The sequence below is a fragment of the Microbacterium sp. P5_E9 genome (assembly GCF_054049175.1).
Genome location: NZ_JBFUMV010000005.1, coordinates 136433 through 154651 on the forward strand (window position 1 = coordinate 136433; position 18219 = coordinate 154651).

The following is an 18219-nucleotide window of genomic DNA, read 5'->3' on the forward strand; positions in this document are numbered from 1 at the left end:
GGCAGTCGCTACTGGACCTTGGTCAGGATCGCCTCTTCCGCACCCGACGTGTTGTCCATGACGACCGTCATCACGCCGAGCGGCTTCTGGGCCGCGACCTGCGCGGCGTTCACCGCGACCGGGTACGTGACATTGCCGTTGCGCGGCACCGTCTCGTACTGACCGTTGCTCAGCGCGGGCGACCACGGGTTGTACGACGCCCACGTGTCGAACGAGTCGGACGCGCCCGCGACGACGTTCGAGTAGCCGGACACCGTGTAGGCGAACGGCGCGGCCGTCGCCGTGAGGCCGAGCGCGCTCGCCCGCACCGGCAGCAGAATCGTGCTGCTGTCGGTCGGTGCGGTGGCGAAGAAGCCGCTTCTGCTGATGCCACGCGTCCCGTAGTTGTAGATGAACACCTCGGAGATGCCGTTCGCCGAGCCCGCGGTGACACTGCCCGAGTCGGCCGAGATCACGGCGTACTCCGGACGCCCGTCACCGTTCGTGTCGATGTTCACGTCGAACTCATCGCTCGCGGCGTTCGACCACCGCTGATGGGTGTTCACCGCGAACACGAGGAGCTTGGTCGGGCCGAAGTCGAAGGACTGCACGCCTGCAGCGCGCAGGTCATACCCGGTGTCGACCAGGGTCGTCGGCACATCCTGCGGGTCGCTCAGACCCCAGGTGTAGACGTCGGCGGCTGCGTCAAGCGCACCTTGCGGGTTGCTCAGCGTGATGTCCTTCTGGCCGTCGGCGACCACCGCACCCGGCGCGAACAGCGGGCTGCCGCTGGCCACACCGACCTGACTCGTCGCACGGGGCACGAGCAGGTAGGGCACGCGCAAGGTTTCCGAGTTGGACTTCAGCACGACGTCGCCCGAGAACTCGTAGAACGAGAACTGGTCGTCTTCGCCGAGGGACGTGCCGACCGCGGACGGATCGGCGGTGAGCGTGACAGTGAACTTGACGGTGCTGCCACCGGGAACGGTGACCTTCTTCGGGCTGAACACGATCTTCGCCGTCTCAGACTGCGCCGATGGCTCCGAGCTGAGGTTGTAGGTCACCGGCTTCTTGCCGTAGTTGTTCAGCGTAATCGTCTTCTCGCCGCGGAAGCTGGAGGCCGACTCCTGGAAGCCGTAGCTGAGCGCGGTCTCGCGAAGCCATCCGCTGTCCGTCTGGAACGCATCACCCGTCGCCGTGACCTGGGCGCCGACTGCCTGGGCGGCATCGACGAGGCCGACTCCGCCGAGGACCAGGTTCTGCCCCGCGACATTCTCCGGGTCGGCGCTCGACACGATCGCCGCGGCGACCTCGCTCGCCTTCCACCCCGGGTGCGCCTGGACGACCAGCGCCGCGACGCCCGCGACGTGCGGCGACGCCATCGAGGTCCCCGACATCGTCGCGGTCCCGTTGCCGGTGCCGAATCCGGTCGAGACGATCGAGACGCCCGGTGCCGCGACATCCACGCCCACGGCACTATCACCGCCGCGCGGTCCGCTCGAGGTGAACGAGGCGTACCCGCGGAAGCCCGGGTTCGCGAGCGGCGCCGCTGCAACCGTCGCCGGTTGATCGGTCACGAACTTCGCGTCGTCCGTGGACTTGACGCCGAGGAACGGGATCGTCACGGTGAACGGCTCTCCTGTGTCGGGGTTCGAGGTGATCGCACCTTCGAACGGCGGGTAGGCGTCGACATTGTTGACCATCAGCGACACCGCAGCGCCGGCCTGCTGGGCGAAGATCGCCTTGGCGGCCCGGGCGCATGTCCCGCGCTGCGCGACGGCGAGCTGGTGCCCGCCGGGCACGACGCCGGCGAACTGGTACGCGGCCACTGAGCAGCCGAGGGCTTCGTTCTCGACCGTGGCCGGGTTGTTCGTGAGGCGCACGACTTTGGTGTCGCCGATGTTCGAGAGATCCGCACCGTTGGCGTTGATCGCGGGGACTCCTACGCCGCCGACCGTGACGATCGCACCCGGGAAGGTCGAGGTGCTGTCGACGGCTGAGACCGAGATGACACCATCGCCGTTGCCGGCGATGTAGGGGCTCGGGCCGGAGTTGCCGGCCGACTTGACGACGACGATTCCGGCGCCGATCGCGTTGGATGCGGCGACCTCGTCGGGGTCGTCCCCTCGGCTGAACGGCGAGCCGAGCGACATGTTGATGACGTTCATGCCGTGGTCGACGGCCCAGTCGATCGCCGGGGTGATCACATTGGTCGAGCCCGCACACCCGAAGACGCGCAGCGCGTAGATGTCGGCCTGCGGCGCGACGCCCGGACCGATGATCCACGCCTTCGATGCCGTCGACGAGTCGTAGGGGCCCGTGTAAGTGGCACCGGCGTCAGTGACGCCGGTGCCCGCGGCCGTGCCGGCGACGTGGCTCCCGTGACCTGCACAGTCGAGGGGATTCTCGTCGGGCTTCGGCACACTGCCGGGCGTGTTGGCGTTGTACGCGTCGCCGACGAAGTCGAAGCCGCCCTTGACGCGGGGAGCTGCGGGGCCGAACAGTGCCGGCTCCGGGGCCTGGGCGTCCGTCGCGAGCGCCGCCTGGTACGCGGCGACCGTGCCTGGGCCGCCGAAGTTGGCGTGGGTGTAGTCGATGCCGGTGTCGATGACCGCCACCTTGACGTTCGTGCCCGTGTAACCAGTGTTCTGCCACACCTGCGGCACACCCAGGAACGGCACCGAGACGGCGTTGTCGACCGTATAGGTCTTCACGGCGTGCACCGCGACGACGTTCGGGAGTGCGGCGACCTCGTCGACATGCTCGGCGGGAATCGAAAGCTGAATGCCGTTGTACGCAGACTGCATGTCAGCCTGGATCTTGCCCCCCTGGCTCTTGATCGCGCCGGCGATGGCATCCTGAGCCTTCTTGAGGTTGCCCTTCACCGAGTTGCGCTCATCCTGGGTGAGGTCGCGGCCTTTCTTGGCCTGCACCACGGCGACCGGATCACCCTTCATCTCGACGATGACAGTCACCTCGCCGTCGGCGCCGACGGACAGCGGCGTTGCCGTGGTGTCGATCGGGCCCTCCGACTCGGACTTCTGGAACCGTGACGACGGATCGTCGTCGGGAGTCGCGGCGAAAGCTGCCGTGGGAGTGGCGATCGCGAGCGCTAATGCGCCGGCTGCAGCCAGAGAGCGTCGGAACAAGGGACCCTGCTTTCTCAGATGTGAAACAGCGGCATACCTTGCGGACGCTATGTGGCGTATCACAAAAGGTCAACATGGAACGTTCAGATTTGAGCAGAGCGCACAAGCCAAAGCGCGGATTTTCCGCGATCTGGCACAGCCTTGATTAGGAAGACTTAATCAACACGCGCTCCCCCAGCACCGATGTCAGCAGGAGCGCGACGTGCGTCTCGAGCGTGTGGTCGTCGCCATTGCCCATCAGTTCCGCCGCCCGCTTGACGCGCTGCACCACGGTGTTCTTGTGCAGGTGATGGGTGTGCGCCACTGCGGTGTAGCTCTCCCCCGCTTCGAGAAAAGCGAGCATGGTTTCACGCAGCTCGCCTGCACGCTCACCCGAATCCGCCAGTGCACCCAGACGGGCGACGACGAACTCACGCGCGGCGGGCAGATCCGCCGTCAGCATCGCGACGAGCTGTACGTCATGAAACCGCACCACCGGCCCGATCCTCCCTGGCACTGCGACCCTGATCATCGCGCGTGCCTGCTCCGCTTCCTGGTGGGAACGGACGAATCCCGCAATGCCGGTGCGCATGGTGCCGATGCCGACCGTCACGCCCTCCTCGATCGCCGGAATCGTCACCGGCGCCTCGACAGAGACTGCAACCCAGGCATCCATCGCGTTCAATCCCGTCGCGAGCGTCAGCAGACCGCTCGCCCCATGCTTGCGGCGATGGTCCGCGCCGCCGACTCGAGTGGATCCATGCCTGCCGCGGCATCCTGTTCTCGATGCAGGCTCAATGCGATGTGCCGCTCGTTGAGGGGGTAGTGCAGGAGCCGTGACGCCTCATTGGCATCGACCCGCTCGCCGGCGAGAATGGCTGCGACCACGGCGGCACGACGTGCCGCACCCGACGTTGCGCGGCGCTGCATCTCGCGTTCGTACTCGACGACCACGATCTCGGAAAGCCGATCGATGTTCCATCGTGTCGACGCACCCGCGCTCAGACGATGTCCCGGTACCCCACCGTTGAGCGACCGCTATGGTTCCGGGCACCATAGCGAGGAATCGGTCAGCTGCGGCGTGGGTGCCCTCCGGCGTCGAGTACGCAACGGATCTCGCCGAACCGACGCGTGCCGAGATGCGCGAGACACGGGAACGGATGCTGCGCGCGCTCGACGTTCCGGTGCCACCCGCTGTTGGCCGGTCTTCGTGACTTCGAGACACACAGCGAAACCGAAGGTCACGCTGGTGCCTTTTGTCGGCCGCCGGGGTTAGCGTTGGGGCGTCCCCGCGAGGGGATGAAGTCCTCGAGATCTTCGGGGGCATCGCGGCGATCCGGGCGGACCCGGGCTCCGGTTCATACCCGGAAGCGCTGCGGGTTCGACTCCCGCCGTCGCGTCCATGGTTGAAGGGCCGCGATCCCTTCTCTCGTATCAGGACATCGGTGACGAATCTGCGTCAGGACATCAGCATCAGTTCTGCGAATCAGTTCAGAAGCGTCCGTGACGTTGACTGGTCGGCAATGGCCGAGTCGATCCATTTACTCAAGATCGAGTTCACCGAAGTCGATCGGGAGCAGTTGACTAGTCGTGGGGCGTTCGGTGGGCGGCGCCGGCGAGTGCCGCGTCMCGGTGCTGCAACACATCGGACAGGTCGTCGATGCTTGGAACAGTGAGGCGCACCATCCCCGGAACCGCTTCCACCGGGATCTGGACGACACCGTTGAAGCGCTCCGGATCTATGCCCGCGGCTCGTCGTCCCTCGGGAGCCCGCAATTCACCTCGCCACCGCCGTTGCGCAAGGAAGAATGCCTGGTCGGAGTTTGTTTCTTTCAGGGCCTCTGAACGTTTCGACACTCCGACTCCACTTCCATCGCCCGACATCAAGGTAGCGCGATACCTGACCACGACTGGCTCGGTTCGGACTCCCACCTCTGTGGCGCACCGTCGGCGCTCATCCAGCGGGATGCACGATTAGCATGACTGACAGCGCGCCATTGCGAGCACGGCATTCACTTTTGGGGAGTATGGATGGGTTGGTTCAAGCGTCGGGATGTGGCCGATTCGGCAGGTCCCATCACGAGCTCTTCAGGCGGAGAACAGGCGTCGCCGCCGAAGGATCAAGGAAGCCGGCGCGGAGATGCTGACGCAATTACCAGCCTTGGTGTCCTCGCCGAGCGACGCGGCGATATGGACGAAGCTATCCGCCTGTATACGCAGGCGTCGCACGCCGGCGACTCTCGAGCGATGGTGTTTCTCGCTCTGTGCTACAAGGCACTTGGGCACACCGACAAGATGGTTCGGTGGTACGAGACGGCTGCAACAGCGCGCAACTCCGACGCAATGTTCAACCTTGGCAATCACTATAGGGACGGAGGTGATGTCGATAGGTCAATCCACTGGTACAAGCAGGCTGCGGCGGCGGGCGACACGGACGCGCCCCTGAATGTGGCAGCGGCGTACTTTAAGAAGGGCGAGGCGGACCAAGCGATCGATTGGTACGTGACTGCAAACGAGGCTGGCAATCCAGACGCCGCCGCACCGCTCCAACTCCTTCGCGGCGCGAAGGCCGGAGATCCGCAGGACATGCTCGCGCTCGGTGTTATCTGCCATCAACTAGGGAATCGAGAGCAGGCCGTTCGCTGGTTCCGGCAGGCATCTGATCGTGGCAACGCAGAGGCGATGCACGACCTCGGTGTGGTCTACGAGGAGAGCGCTGAGTATCGGCAAGCCTTGGATTGGTACACCCAGGCGACGATGAACAACTACTACGACTCGATCCATGGCATTCTGCGAATCCTGGGAAGCCAGGATCGTGTTTTGGAATGGCTTGATGATGCCATCAAGAGGCGCAACCCGGTGGCCAGCAGATTCCTCCGCGAACTCGGCGAAGGTGTCTAGAGAGTCTGCCAATCGAATGCTGACAAGCCGCTCGCCTCAGGACAGCTGGGCGACCAGTCCGGGCGGCACTGGTGGAACCGACTGCGCGAACATCCTGTACTGCAGAAGGGTGAGGTAGAGCGTCGACCTGATCGAGGCCACGTCGTCGCTTGCCCCCGGGCCGGGGTAGTCGTTGTGAAGGACGCGCGCGAGTGCGACAAGCCCGTTGGGCTCCGCAATCTCGTGAAGAAAGAGCAGGAGAACCTGCGAGTCACGGACCTCAGCGTCCGCCTCGTCCGCGGTCAGAACGCGCAGCTGGCGTTGCGGACTCGCGCCGGAATCGCGCGCGCCGACAATCGAGACGGCTCGATCAAGCATCGCGAGTTTGGCGGCACCCCCCGTCCCGCTCGGCGCTCCTACAAGGTCTCGCAACTTCACGAGGCGTGTCGGGTGGGTCATCTCGACGAGAATCTCGATCAGGAGCGCACTTGCCGCGGCGAAGTTCACGCTCACCATTGCTCGGATCATTGCCTCGTTGGACGAGGACCCGTCCTGCCATTGCGACCACTCGTATCGCGGAGGCTGGGAAAGACGCCGCTCAGTCCACTGCTCCCATTGCTCTACCGTCGACAAGTTCAACCACTCCTTCAGAGTTCAGACCGTGAGCTGGTGCCAGCTCAAACTAGTGGGTACCGCGTATCGACACCGTGCGGGATCATTGGATTCGGGGGTCGGTCACCTCATTCTCTATTTGAGGATTAGGAGGGCAGTTTCGGCCGCCCGATTCCTCCACCCGGCCTCCTCCACCAGCTTGACCCGAACGGCCGAGACGAGAGCCGGACCGCTCGCATAGGTCATCATCTGGACGAGCTGAACGGCACCCGAGACGCGAGCTTCCGCCTCCGCCTCGGTAAGACCATCCGCGACGAGTATCGGCTTTGCCTGTCCCTCGTTCTTCGCGCGGTGAAGGAGGATGCTGACCTGCGTAAGGAGAATCGGATCATCCCGACGCTCGGCTGCGCCATCCATCACTGTTTCGAACACGGCCGCGAAATGCTCCCTGGGCATCAGGGGCGCGAAGATCGCTACCAGCAGTTCGGACGCGGCGAACAGCATCGTCGGGCTGCCGCCAGCACTGTATCTCTCGAAGAACACCCGTTCCGGGAATGGCTTGAGCTGCTGGGCAACCCAGCCTTCTATCGTCATCGCGGTCATCCGCTGCCTCATTTCGCTAATCGGCGTTCTCAACGATTCTAAACGTGTGGTCTGACCACATGCTGTGAGAACCGAGGGGTCCGACAATCAGGTAATAGTCAGGAGTCCTTACTAATGTTGCGATGGATACATGGGGCAACCCCCGCTCGCCCTTGGCGGGGGCTGGAAGGACTGGAGACAGCGTGAACGAGACATCTCTGTGGCGAACGTGGAAGCCATACGCGGCGATCGCGGCGATCGCGATTGGCGGGATCTGGTGGTGGAACAGCCAGTCGTCCTTCGCAGCCCTGAAGGATGGGCCCTACAACTGCACCGCCGTATTCGTCGGCGAGGACGGCAAGTACTCACTGGTCACCGATGACGCCGGGAACCGGATGTACGCCGAAGCGACCGTCGACGGTGGAGAGGTCGTAGCCCTGTCCGGCGACAATGCCGTTTCTACAGCGCAGCTCGAATCCCTCACCGTTCGAGCCAAGGGCGACTCGCACTTCCACATCACGGACGACCCGGCCATGCACTCGTACAACGCAATCGCCTGCGATTATGCGGGATAAGGATCGGATGCCGAGGGTACGAGTTGCGGGGACCGTAGTCGCCGTCACGCTGATCGCGCTGGCGCTTGCGGCGTGCAGCAGTTCGGTCGGCGGGTACGCCGACGAGTCGGCACAGTCCGACGTCTCCTGCGAAGAAGTCGCGGCTTCGGTCGTGCAGCGTGAGCGCGGCGACGACACGTCGGGTGCGATCAACGACGAGATGCAGTATCTGGCCGACAACTGTCCGGATGCATACGACATCACCGTCGACTACGTCTCATCCCGCAGCACCGACCCACAGTTTCGCTTCGAAACGTGCGAAGAGGCGGCGCAGTACATTCGGGCCGAGGCTGTTGAGCTGCTCCGCGCAGACGGACTCTGCTCAGATGGTGCCGCCGCGGGTGGAGTGTCCGAGAGTCCAACTGGTGAAGGACTTCCCTGGAATGAGGCGGTGAATCACGCCGGTTCGAACGAACGTGTCTGCGGGCCGCTCGCAAGTCAGGGTCGCGACGACGACGACGTGTTCCTCAACCTCGGCCGCGCCTATCCCGACCCCGCGCGGTTCCAGATTGTGCTCTGGGATGTCGGCGGAGTGGAGTCGCTGCCCGTCGGCACCACAGTGTGCGCAACGGGCCCGATCACCCTGTACAACGGGGTCGCCCAAATCGAGCTCGAGGATGTCGGCGCGGTACAGGTCGGGAACTGACCTAGCGTCGGAGTGCACCTTCGCAGACTCAGCGCCGCACCGCTAACACGCGCATCTGTGCCAGCACCAGGCATGGTGCCTAGCTGCATTGCTGCAATGTTGGTTCTGGTTTCGTCGCTGGGGGCGCGACCGTACGCACCTCGGTCGCCAACGTTGGCGTCCCGTAAAGGCACGTGAGCGTGCATGTTCGTCAGGCAGGCACGCTCATCGGAGAACCTGCATGCCGAGGCCATGCGGACTACCGGACGGCGTGCAAGCCGACCTGCTGCGGGCGGCTCGAGATTCGGCGGCTTGGAGCTTGCGGTAGCAGAGCGGTCATCGGATAGAAGCGGGGCGCCATCAACGCAACGTCGTCGAGTGGCCGGCTCGACGGAGGGCCTCAATCAGCAGTCCGTGATGCGAAATGTTGACGTCCCCCAGAAGGAGTGTGGCTCCGGCGCCCGAATGATTCGGCTCGCTTCGTCAGCGTTTCTTCCAAACGCTTCGGCAAGTTCATCGATGCTCTGTTTCGCGGCACATCCAGATACCAGCACCAGCACAACTCCCGTGCAGAGCGCGAGACGTAACCAGCCTGACCTCATTGCGCGCCTCGACCAATCGGCGACATCGAATTCGCAGATTGGACAATCGCTGCTGTAAAGCCGCTTTACAGAGGACCGCGCCTACTCCGCCAGGGGCGACAGTTTCTCGATTGCCTCGACGAGGTCCGCAGCGAGGAACGACACCGACTGCGAGACGAATGCGGGGTCGCCGATTCCCTCCTCAGCGCGGCCGGCCATCTCTGACCCTGTCGCGTCCGGGCCCGCCGCGAAGAGTTCCCGAAGATACTCGATCGCCTTGATAGTCACACTCCCGGCGAGTTCGTCCGCCGCCAGACGCATCACGGTCGCAGCGAGCTCGTCCGTGGGGCCGTCGACGAGGATTCGATATATGTCGTGAGCATCCTTGTCGACGAGCCGATCCGGATTCCCGACAGCGCGCTCGCCCAACTTGTGTAGCTTTGCGACCAGAAGCGCCGCGAGCCCCGCGACTCGCACGCGGTAGACGCGAGCATCCAAGGGATCGAGCGCTGCAACATCGAGTACAGAATTATCGACGAGTGCCGCCTCAAGGCCAACGGCGCGCCTGGTCGCACGACGGCTGTGGGGTGGAATGCGGGCTCCGCGGCTGCTCGCGGTTCCCGGGCCGGAGAGCGCCTCGGGAACCATCAGGTCGACCGGGATCCCCGCTGTGTTCATCCACTCACCGGGATTGCCGGAAAACGGGTTCGGGTAGAAGCGCGCACTCGTCATCGCTTCCTCTACCTTGGGGTCCTCGGCGAGCTCCCGCGGATCGATCGCGAGGTCGCTGTCCTTGGTGGCCTCGGCGAGTGCAACGGGTGATGCCTTCGTTCGCAGATAGACCGCCTGTGCACCGATGACAATGACGGCACCACGGTGAGCCTCTAGCGCCTCGAGTGCGTCGAGGAGCGCGGATCTTGCCGCGACCAGGAGGTCTTCGCGACCAACCGGGCTATCGGCGCCAGATGGGTTCATTGCGCGACATCCAATTGATAAGTTCCTCGGCCTCTGAGGGATTGCGGCCGGGTCCGGTCAGAAGGTCGACCACGACCTGAGATGGCGCCACCATCGTCACTCCGTCCCACGCCTCCGCTCGCTCGAAGACCACGTCAAAGTTGGGCTGGGCAAGCACGACATTCGTGCCGCTCTCGCCTGGACGCAGACCCCAGGCATCCGCAATTTCGTCGGCGGATGCTGCATAAACCATCAGCGAGCGAGGCGGGGCATAGGGCGCCCACCGGGAAGCAGCAACGGTGCTCGTGATCGCATAGCGAAGGTCGCTGGTCTCGCGTGCGCGCGCCAACACGTCGTCTATCCCCCGTGGCGCGATCCACTTGCTGGTCTGGTTGGTTCGCGTGAAGCTGTAATCGGCACTCCATCTCCGCAGAATTGACTGCCAGTCGCGCACGACGACACGACTATTCGCCCGCTCCACCAGGCCTTCTTCATCCAGGAACTCAATGACGCGGTACGTCGCGCCTGTGGATGCCCGCGATGCTTCAGCGAGTTCACGCATCGACCAATCGCGGTCGAAGTCGATGAGCGCGCGCACCACCTTGGCCGCCGGCGCTCCCTTGAGCGTTCCCTTTGGTCGGCCCGGCCCCCGCCAAGGGTCACTGTCCGCGCCTCGGTTGAACACGAACAGGCCGGGCCAAGTCAGACTTATTCGCATGTTGCCCGTTGCGTCTGCCCAGGAAAGCCCGGCATCAGTCAGCCTGTCACGGACGGTCGCTGGGAGATAGCGCGCCATCACGATGAGGTCCGAGCCTGGTGATCCGATCTGTGAACGGGCGCCTTCGGCGATCGTTGCAACGTCGCGGCCTTCAACGATTCGTTTTACCTCGACGGGGATGGTTGCGGCCACGCCGCTTGGTGCGCGTACCGTCAACTCAGCGTCATTCCGTCGAAGCGGTCCAACGTTGGACTGCGCGACAAGCTCTCCTGACCAGCTCGAAGGCAGCACCTCGAGCAGACGTCGCGTTGCTTCCCGCATTACGTCTGCTTCAGGCATAGGGGGCGGCGTGGTAGCCATGATCATTCCTTCGTTCGGAAAACAGACTATCTCACAACGCGGTGGAGACCCCCGGTTTCCCGAACAATCTCCTCGACCAGCGCACGTGACTAGTTCAACTAGACGGCAAAATCACGCCCTGTGTAGCTCGATGACGGCCAAACCGTTTGGCTCTGCGAGGTGCCGTTCGGGAAATAGTCATACTCGCGCACCGCTGGAAACGGCGAAATACGCGAACGAGGCCGAAAAGTCAGACTTTCCGTACTGACAGCGCAAAACCCCTCCGCGCTGTTGCCACTCGCCGGGCACGTCCTCGTCGAGCATTCCCACGGGAGGGGTCGTGGATTCCCTTGGTGGCGCGGTTGAACCACGACATCGGGCGCCGCGCGCCCTTCGAGGTGATCGCGGGCCTACCATGCGGGCGGTGGGTGCTGCCGCATCTCCCTTGACAGTTCGGCACGGTGACGCCACGCTTGCGCCAGCGGGACTCGGGGCCCGCCGTCTGGGGGGACGATGGCGCCAAGGCTGATCGGTCGCGCTCTCGCCGGTGCAGCGATCGCCATGATGTCAGCGTTGGCCGTCGCCTCGCCCGCCCTCGCTGCGCCGACGAACGCCTCGCGTGCGATCGTTTCTACGGCGATCGTTTCTACGGCGATCGTCTCGACGGCGACCGACGAAGCGACTCCGACTCCGACTCCGACGATCGCGCCGACGCCCGACCCCGAAACTGTCACCGCGGCCGAGCTCGGGGTCGCGTGCGACACGGCCGGCGATCTCGCGGACGCAGAACTCTACGACCAGGCGCTCGGCGTCGTCCAGGCCGCGATCGACGCGGGTGTCGCGGCGATCACGGCGGGCAGGCCTCTCGGGGACGCGGTGACCGCGTGCGAGACGCAGCGCAAGGCGATCGTCGAGCAGCAGGCCGCGGACGCCCCCGCGCCCTCGCCGACACCCGTCCCCGAGCCGGACGCGAAGGCGCTCGGAAATGCGTGGGCCGCGTTCGTCGCGGGATCGCTTGCACCGTTGGTGACGCCCGGACTGTTCATCCTGGGCGCCTGGATCCTGCTGTTCGTGATCACGCGCCTTGCGGCGCAGGTGTGGGGGGCGGGCAGCACGAGCACGCCGATCCGGCGGCGTGGCGCGGGCATCATCGGCGCCGTCTCGGGACTGCTGGCGCCTATCGTCGCGGTGTACTTCGTGCTGCGTACTGGCCCGGGACTGACGGCCGACCCCGCGTCGTCTGCCGATCCGGCCGTCCAGCCAGCCGTTGCCGCAACGCCGCTTCCCACTCCGACCGGCACCGCATGGCTGGGGCGTCCCGCTCCGGAGTGGTCGCCGACCGAGATGGTCGCCGCAAACGGGTCTCTCGTCGCGGGCGGGGTGGCGCTCGTCGTCTGGGGTGTCATCGGGATCGTCTTCCTCAGCTACGCGTTCGCGACACGTCAGAAGATCACCGTCACGTTCACGGCAGCGGCGAACTCTCGCGACTTCGTCCCGGAGTTCACGGGCATCCTGCACGAGATGGGCGGTTCGCCGGCGCGCGGCGTCGAGGTTCCGGTCGGCCCGGACCTGTCGAGCCTTGACGCGTCGATTCTCGATCTGACAAAGGTCGGACCAGCCGTCTCTTTCATCTCCAGCGTGTGGACGGCGATCCGCAGCATCTCGCCGTGGAAGCTCGAGGTGAAGATTGAGGGCGACGACGCGGCGGAGGGCGGAGTGACCGCAGCATCGTTCACACTGACGCGGAATGGACGTTTGGTGGCGTCGGATCGAATCACCGCCAACAGTCAGGCATATCTGCTCGACCAAGCGGTCGGCGCCACTCCAGCCCAGCGACTATCGACCGTCATCGCGGCGCACCTGATTGCGAGCCTTCGGCAGGTGTATGCCACCGAATGGGCGATGGCCCTGCACGGCGCGACGGCTCCTTCCGGCATCGCGATGCAGTTCCTCGCAACGAAGTGGCATAACGGATGGACGCACCGCCCGACGGGGATCGCCCTTCTGGCGAACTCGTTGAATCGCGATGCAGCGAATCGATCGGCACTCGTCGCGTTGTGGAACCTCATGTATCGAGAGAGCGAGTCGCCCGATGACTGGGCTCTGTACAACACCTGGCTCATCGACCAGGTCAACATCGAGATAGGAATCGCCGCAGGTGGTCAGCCCCCTCAGCTGGTCGTGATCGCGAAGGACGACCTGCTCTTGCGGCTGCTGCTGACACAGGGAGCGCTCGCCCGTAACGTGAGCGCCAACGGCACTCCATCGACAGACGACGATCTGCAACGCGCGGACCTCGCCCTCGACATCCTTTCAGTGCCGGGGAAAGGTCCCGTTGACTCCGCGCACATACACAGGCTCACGCTGGCGGAGATCAACTTCGCGCAACTGAGTGCGGAGGAATGATGACTGGACTCGTTCCGCTCCCCTCGGATGGCGGCTTCCACACACACGAACCGGTACGGCTGCGGCCGGACTACGCGCCGGCCGGGATGTCGCCTGAGATCGCGTATTCGCTCGCGTGCCACCTCGTGCGCACCGAACACAATGGCGGCATCACCGAGAAGGTACGCTCGCTGCTGACCATCGCCTTCCTCGATGAGGAGCTGCGTCGCTGGGCGATGACCGATCCTGAGCTGAAGCGCGTTCGGAGTGTTCCGGGGCAACCGAAAGAGGTCTCCCTGAAGTTCAGGGAACTCGTCGGGATGGCCGATGCGCCAACGGTCACGCCGGCCGCAAAACAGCTCTTCGCCCTCGCGTGCCAGGTCGATCCGTTCGACGGCCTCGCCGCCGCGGCATCCAATGCGCTGGCGGCGCTGGCAGCACCCGAACAGGACGATCACGCCAGGCGGGGCTGCTTCCAGCTCCGAACGAAGGTCGTTCCGCCCAAGCCGGTCACCGTCGACGACCTCAAGGAGCTGCGCGGGTCGCAGAACTGGTCGATCATCGAACGGTCGATCTGGCGGACACTGCACGACACGTATGGCTTCGCCGGAGACCCGCTCCGAGTGCACACCTGGCTCGCCAGGATCATGGGAGCCGAGGGGCCCGACCCAGCGCTCTCCCCGCCGAAAGCGAAAGAGGCTGACAAGCCGGACCCCGACAAAGCCGACCCGGCGAAGTCAGGCTCCGAGAAGGCGGACGACGGGAAGTCAGGCGCCGAGAAGCCAGGCGCCGAGAAGCCGGACGACGGGAAGTCAGGCGCCGAGAAGGCGGACGGGCAGAAGGCGGACGAGGCGAAGACGGACTAGGCCTCGATTCCTGCGGTGAGCCGACCGAGGCTGCTGACGCTTCGGGTCCGTAGCAGCCGGTCGACTCAGGACTTCGTGAACGGGTCGACAAGATCTGCGACGAAAAGCAATCCGATCCCGCCCTGGCAACGAAGTTAGCCATGTCGGGTGAAACGCACCCGCCTTCGGAAGGGAAAGTCCAATGAAGCGCATTCTCACCATCGGCTCGATCGTCGCTCTCTCCATTTTCGGCTTCGCCGGCACCGCTAACGCCGCGCCCGCCGACGCTGCCTGCTTCGGCCAGGTCCACAAGACCATCAACACCGTAGGCGCCCTCAATTTCACGAACGTKGGAGACGTCGTCCAGGCGCTCGGTGGCCAGGGCAAGAACGCCACCGCCAGGATGATCTGCGGCGACTGAGGGTAGGGGCTTTCACAGCACTCGTGTCGGCGGCTCGGAACCCCGTTCCGAGCCGACGACACGTCTTCCAACGGCGTGGGTGCGCGTAGAGCCGAAGGCGGACCGGGTCGTCACGCCCCGGCGCGCGAGCGCGCCCGTGACGATCACCGACGAGCACCAGGTACTGCACGCCGTAGATCGGCCCGCTCGTCGCCGAGGGGCGCACCAATGCAGCCATCGCGCGGCGGCTGTGGCTCTCGGAGCGCACGGTCGAGACGCACATCAGCGGTGTGATCGCCAAGCTCGAGGCGGTGGGACGACCCGTCACAGACGCGTTCACGAAGGGGACACCGTCAAGTGGTTGAACCGAAACGGGTCATCGGAGAGAGTGAACGGTAGCTGTCTCCGTGCGTGTGGTGGGACGGTGCCCCCGGGACCAAGGAGATCTAGCGTGCATGCATCGATGAGGACGGCGACCGCGGGGATCACAGCCTTCGCGCTCGTGTGGGCAGGAGTGGCCGTCAGCGCGGGGGGCGCGCAGGCAGCCGTGGACACAACTCCACGAGTCCTGATCAACGAGGTCTACGGGGGTGGGGGCAACTCCGGCGGCGCGTACAACCGCGACTTCATCGAGCTCGTCAACACCCAGTCCACTGCCGTCGACGTGACGGGTTGGGCGGTGCAATACGGCGCCGCCGGCAACACCACGTTCGGGGCCAAGACCGTGCTGACGGGCATTATCCCCGCGGGCGGCTCGCTGCTGGTCGGCGAGGCGCCTGGCACCGCCACGACCCAGCCCGCCATCACCCCGGACATCGATGGCACGATCGCGATCTCAGGTACGGCCGGGAAGGTGGCGCTCACGAGCACCTCCGACACGCTGGTCTGCGCGAACGCCGCCGCGTGCGCAGGAGACCCTGCGGTCGTCGACCTCGTCGGCTGGGGCGCCTCCGTCGTGTTCGCCGGCGCAAACGCCGCGCCCGGGACAGCCAACTCGACGTCGACTTCCCGTGACGCGGTCCACACCAACACCGCGAACAACGCGGCTGACTTCACCACGGGCACCCCCACCCCGCAGGGCGCCGGCGGCGGCGGCACCGATCCAGGCACGCCGACCGTCCGCACGATCGCCGAGATCCAGGGCACCGGCTCGGCATCCCCGCTCGCGGGCCAGACGGTCATCACGCAAGGCGTCGTCACAGCGGCCTACCCGTCGGGGGGCCTGAGCGGCTACGTCATCCAGACCGCCGGCACCGGCGGAACCATCGACGCGGCGCACACCGCGTCGGACGCGGTCTTCGTGTTCTCGTCGGCGACTGTCGGTGCGGTCGCTGTCGGCGATCACGTCCGCGTCACCGGGGTCGTGAGCGAGTTCAACGGGCTCACCGAGCTCACGGTCAGTACGGGTGGACTCGCGGTGCTGACGACCTCGGCCTCGGTGACACCGGCGACGGTGCCCTGGCCGACCACGGACGGCGGCCGGGAGGCGCTCGAGTCGATGCTCGTCGCTCCGAGCGGCTCCTTCACGGTGACCAACCTGTTCAGCACCAACCAGTACGGCGAGGTCGGACTTGCGGCCGGCGCCACGCCGTTGATTCAGCCCACCGAGGTGGGCACGCCTGGCTCGGCGGATGCCGCGGCCGCGGCATCCGACAATGCCGCCCGCGCCGTCGTCCTCGATGACGGCGCCTCGACGAACTTCCTCTCCGCGGCGAACCAGAGCCTCACGCCGCCGTACATCTCGCTCACCTCTCCGGTGCGCGTCGGCGCGGCCGTGACCTTCACGCAGTCGGTCATCGTCGACTACCGGAACAGAGTCTGGAAGTTCAACCCGACGACCCCGTACCTGGCGGGCGGCACCCCGCCGGCCACCTTCGAAAACGACCGCGCCGCGGCCCCCGCCGAGATCGGCGGCGACCTGCGGGTCGCCTCGTTCAACGTGCTCAACTACTTCACGACGCTCGGCGCCGCAACGACCACCTGCGTGCCGTTCACCGACCGCACCGGCGACGGCGTGACGGTCGAGAAGGGCTGCGACCAGCGCGGGGCGTGGGATCCGGCTGACCTGCAGCGCCAGCAGGACAAGATCGTCGCCGCGATCAATGCACTCGACGCCGATGTGGTGGGACTGCTCGAGATCGAGAACTCGGCTCGGGTCGACGGGACCCCAGACGAGGCACTCGGCGCCCTCGTCGACGCCCTCAATGCGGCAGCCGGTGCGGGCACCTGGGCATTCGTCCCGTCGTCCGCAGAGCTGCCCGCGGTTGCGCTGCAGGACACCATCACCAACGCCCTGATCTACCGGACCGCCACCGTGGAGCGGACCGGCGACGCGCGGGCGCTCGGCACAGCCAGCGCAGCGGGCCAGGCGTTCGAGAATGCCCGCGAACCCATCGGCCAGGTCTTCACGCCGGCCGGCGGTCGCGAGCCGATCCTCGTCGTCGTCAACCACTTCAAGTCGAAAGGCTCGGCGGGCCCATGGCCGGGCGACGTCGATGCGGGCGACGGGCAGGGCGCCTCGAACGAGTCCCGGGTGCGGCAGGCGACCGCACTGCGCGACTGGGTGCCCACGATCCAGGGTGACGTGGAATCGGTCGCGCTCGTCGGCGACTTCAACTCCTACACGCAGGAGGACCCGCTGCGGCTCCTCTACGCCGCGGGGTACACCGACGCTGCGTCGCACCTCGCGCCGGGTCAGTATTCGTACTCGTTCAGCGGACTGTCGGGGTCGCTCGACCACGTGCTGCTCAACGGCCCGGCGCTGGAGCGCACGACCGGCGCGGACATCTGGGAGATCAATGCCGAAGAGTCCCTCGCCCTCGAGTACAGCCGATACAACTACCACGGCACCCTCTTCTATGCCGCGGACGCGTACCGGTCCTCCGACCACGACCCGGTCGTCGTCGGCCTCGAGGCTGGGCTGGCGACGTCGACCACTACCCTCACCGCCTCACCGAGCAGCCAGCTGTTCGGCTCGGCTTCACGCGTGACACTCACGGCGACCGTGGCCGCCGGCTTGGCAGCCTCGGGCTCGGTCGAGTTCGTCGCCGGTGACACCGTGCTCGGCACTGCCACGCTGCAGGACGGAACGGCCACACTCCTCCTGCCGTCCACGACGCCCGCCGGCGAGTATGCGATCGTCGCCCGGTACGCGGGAGATGGAGCGGTGTCGAGCTCGCTGTCATCGCCGGTGAACGTCACAGTCAAGAAGGTCACGACCACGACAAGCCTGACGGTGACACGCAACGCCCGCGGCCCGCTGTCGCTGGCGACCATCGCGGTCACGACGGATAACGGAGGTCTGCCCTCCGGGAAGATCGAGATTCGCGAGGGAGCCACGGTCGTCCAGACGCTCGACGTGGTGACCGGCGTCGAGTTCGCGACCTTGCCGAGGGGCAAGCACACGTACACGGCGACGTTCATCCCGAACGACCCCGCGAACGTATCGCCGAGCACGAGCGCACCGGTCAGCACCCGCTGACGCGCCGAAGCAGTGTGCGGGCCCGGAAACGATCCGGACCCGCACACTCGGGGTCAGCGCCCGGTGTCAGTGGAGACGGCGCGCTCGGCGTGACTG

15 protein-coding genes and 1 tRNA gene are annotated in these 18219 nt (G+C 65.8%); 9 read left to right on the top strand and 7 right to left on the bottom strand.

What is annotated here, in order from left to right; genetic code table 11:
* Window positions 1–8: 8 nt before the first annotated feature.
* The 3 genes from ACXJ3V_RS09750 to ACXJ3V_RS09760 all read right to left on the bottom strand — a co-directional run bounded on the left by ACXJ3V_RS09750 (window position 9) and on the right by ACXJ3V_RS09760 (window position 4037).
* Complete coding sequence (locus ACXJ3V_RS09750) at window positions 9–3128, bottom strand: S8 family serine peptidase (protein ID WP_457100098.1); 3120 nt, start codon at window positions 3126–3128, stop codon at window positions 9–11.
* A gap of 145 nt (window positions 3129–3273) precedes the next feature.
* On the bottom strand, window positions 3274–3783 hold the full coding sequence (locus tag ACXJ3V_RS09755; protein WP_457100099.1) for a PucR family transcriptional regulator: 510 nt from the start codon (window positions 3781–3783) through the stop codon (window positions 3274–3276).
* Window positions 3784–3806: 23 nt separating this feature from the next.
* Window positions 3807–4037, bottom strand: a complete 231-nt coding sequence (locus ACXJ3V_RS09760; RefSeq protein ID WP_457100100.1) for a hypothetical protein — start codon at window positions 4035–4037, stop codon at window positions 3807–3809.
* A 397-nt stretch (window positions 4038–4434) separates the two neighbouring features.
* Between ACXJ3V_RS09760 and ACXJ3V_RS09765 the strand changes: the two genes are divergently transcribed.
* A tRNA-Met gene (locus tag ACXJ3V_RS09765) sits at window positions 4435–4510 on the top strand.
* A 628-nt stretch (window positions 4511–5138) separates the two neighbouring features.
* A complete protein-coding gene (locus tag ACXJ3V_RS09770; RefSeq protein WP_457100101.1) occupies window positions 5139–6008 on the top strand; it encodes a tetratricopeptide repeat protein in 870 nt (289 codons plus the stop codon).
* 36 nt (window positions 6009–6044) lie between these two features.
* Here ACXJ3V_RS09770 and ACXJ3V_RS09775 read toward each other — a convergent pair whose 3' ends face one another.
* Together ACXJ3V_RS09775 and ACXJ3V_RS09780 are read right to left on the bottom strand one after the other, a co-directional pair.
* Window positions 6045–6503: a hypothetical protein gene (locus ACXJ3V_RS09775; RefSeq protein WP_457100102.1), complete on the bottom strand. Its 459-nt coding sequence runs from the start codon at window positions 6501–6503 to the stop codon at window positions 6045–6047.
* A 231-nt stretch (window positions 6504–6734) separates the two neighbouring features.
* Window positions 6735–7202: a hypothetical protein gene (locus ACXJ3V_RS09780; protein WP_457100103.1), complete on the bottom strand. Its 468-nt coding sequence runs from the start codon at window positions 7200–7202 to the stop codon at window positions 6735–6737.
* A gap of 182 nt (window positions 7203–7384) precedes the next feature.
* Between ACXJ3V_RS09780 and ACXJ3V_RS09785 the strand changes: the two genes are divergently transcribed.
* Window positions 7385–7756, top strand: coding sequence for a hypothetical protein (locus tag ACXJ3V_RS09785; RefSeq protein WP_457100104.1), 372 nt, complete (start codon window positions 7385–7387; stop codon window positions 7754–7756).
* 7 nt (window positions 7757–7763) lie between these two features.
* Window positions 7764–8441: a hypothetical protein gene (locus ACXJ3V_RS09790; RefSeq protein WP_457100105.1), complete on the top strand. Its 678-nt coding sequence runs from the start codon at window positions 7764–7766 to the stop codon at window positions 8439–8441.
* A gap of 662 nt (window positions 8442–9103) precedes the next feature.
* Here ACXJ3V_RS09790 and ACXJ3V_RS09795 read toward each other — a convergent pair.
* Window positions 9104–9976: a hypothetical protein gene (locus ACXJ3V_RS09795; RefSeq protein ID WP_457100106.1), complete on the bottom strand. Its 873-nt coding sequence runs from the start codon at window positions 9974–9976 to the stop codon at window positions 9104–9106.
* Entirely contained in the window at window positions 9954–11033 is a 1080-nt protein-coding gene (locus tag ACXJ3V_RS09800) for a type IV toxin-antitoxin system AbiEi family antitoxin (protein ID WP_457100107.1), read from the bottom strand. Before ACXJ3V_RS09800 ends, ACXJ3V_RS09795 begins: the two co-directional genes overlap by 23 nt.
* A 552-nt stretch (window positions 11034–11585) precedes the next feature.
* On the opposite strand from ACXJ3V_RS09800, the gene ACXJ3V_RS09805 reads away from it, so the two are divergent.
* The 5 genes from ACXJ3V_RS09805 (at window position 11586) to ACXJ3V_RS09825 (ending at window position 18123) form a co-directional block, all read left to right on the top strand.
* Window positions 11586–13418: a hypothetical protein gene (locus tag ACXJ3V_RS09805; RefSeq protein ID WP_457100108.1), complete on the top strand. Its 1833-nt coding sequence runs from the start codon at window positions 11586–11588 to the stop codon at window positions 13416–13418.
* Window positions 13418–14263: a hypothetical protein gene (locus ACXJ3V_RS09810; RefSeq protein ID WP_457100109.1), complete on the top strand. Its 846-nt coding sequence runs from the start codon at window positions 13418–13420 to the stop codon at window positions 14261–14263. Before ACXJ3V_RS09805 ends, ACXJ3V_RS09810 begins: the two co-directional genes overlap by 1 nt.
* A gap of 181 nt (window positions 14264–14444) precedes the next feature.
* Complete coding sequence (locus ACXJ3V_RS09815) at window positions 14445–14663, top strand: hypothetical protein (RefSeq protein ID WP_457100110.1); 219 nt, start codon at window positions 14445–14447, stop codon at window positions 14661–14663.
* A 176-nt stretch (window positions 14664–14839) separates the two neighbouring features.
* Window positions 14840–15007 carry a response regulator transcription factor gene (locus ACXJ3V_RS09820; protein WP_457100151.1) on the top strand — a complete coding sequence of 56 codons (168 nt, stop codon included), beginning with the start codon at window positions 14840–14842 and terminating at the stop codon, window positions 15005–15007.
* 98 nt (window positions 15008–15105) lie between these two features.
* On the top strand, window positions 15106–18123 hold the full coding sequence (locus tag ACXJ3V_RS09825; RefSeq protein WP_457100111.1) for an ExeM/NucH family extracellular endonuclease: 3018 nt from the start codon (window positions 15106–15108) through the stop codon (window positions 18121–18123).
* The last annotated feature ends 96 nt before the right edge of the window (window positions 18124–18219 follow it).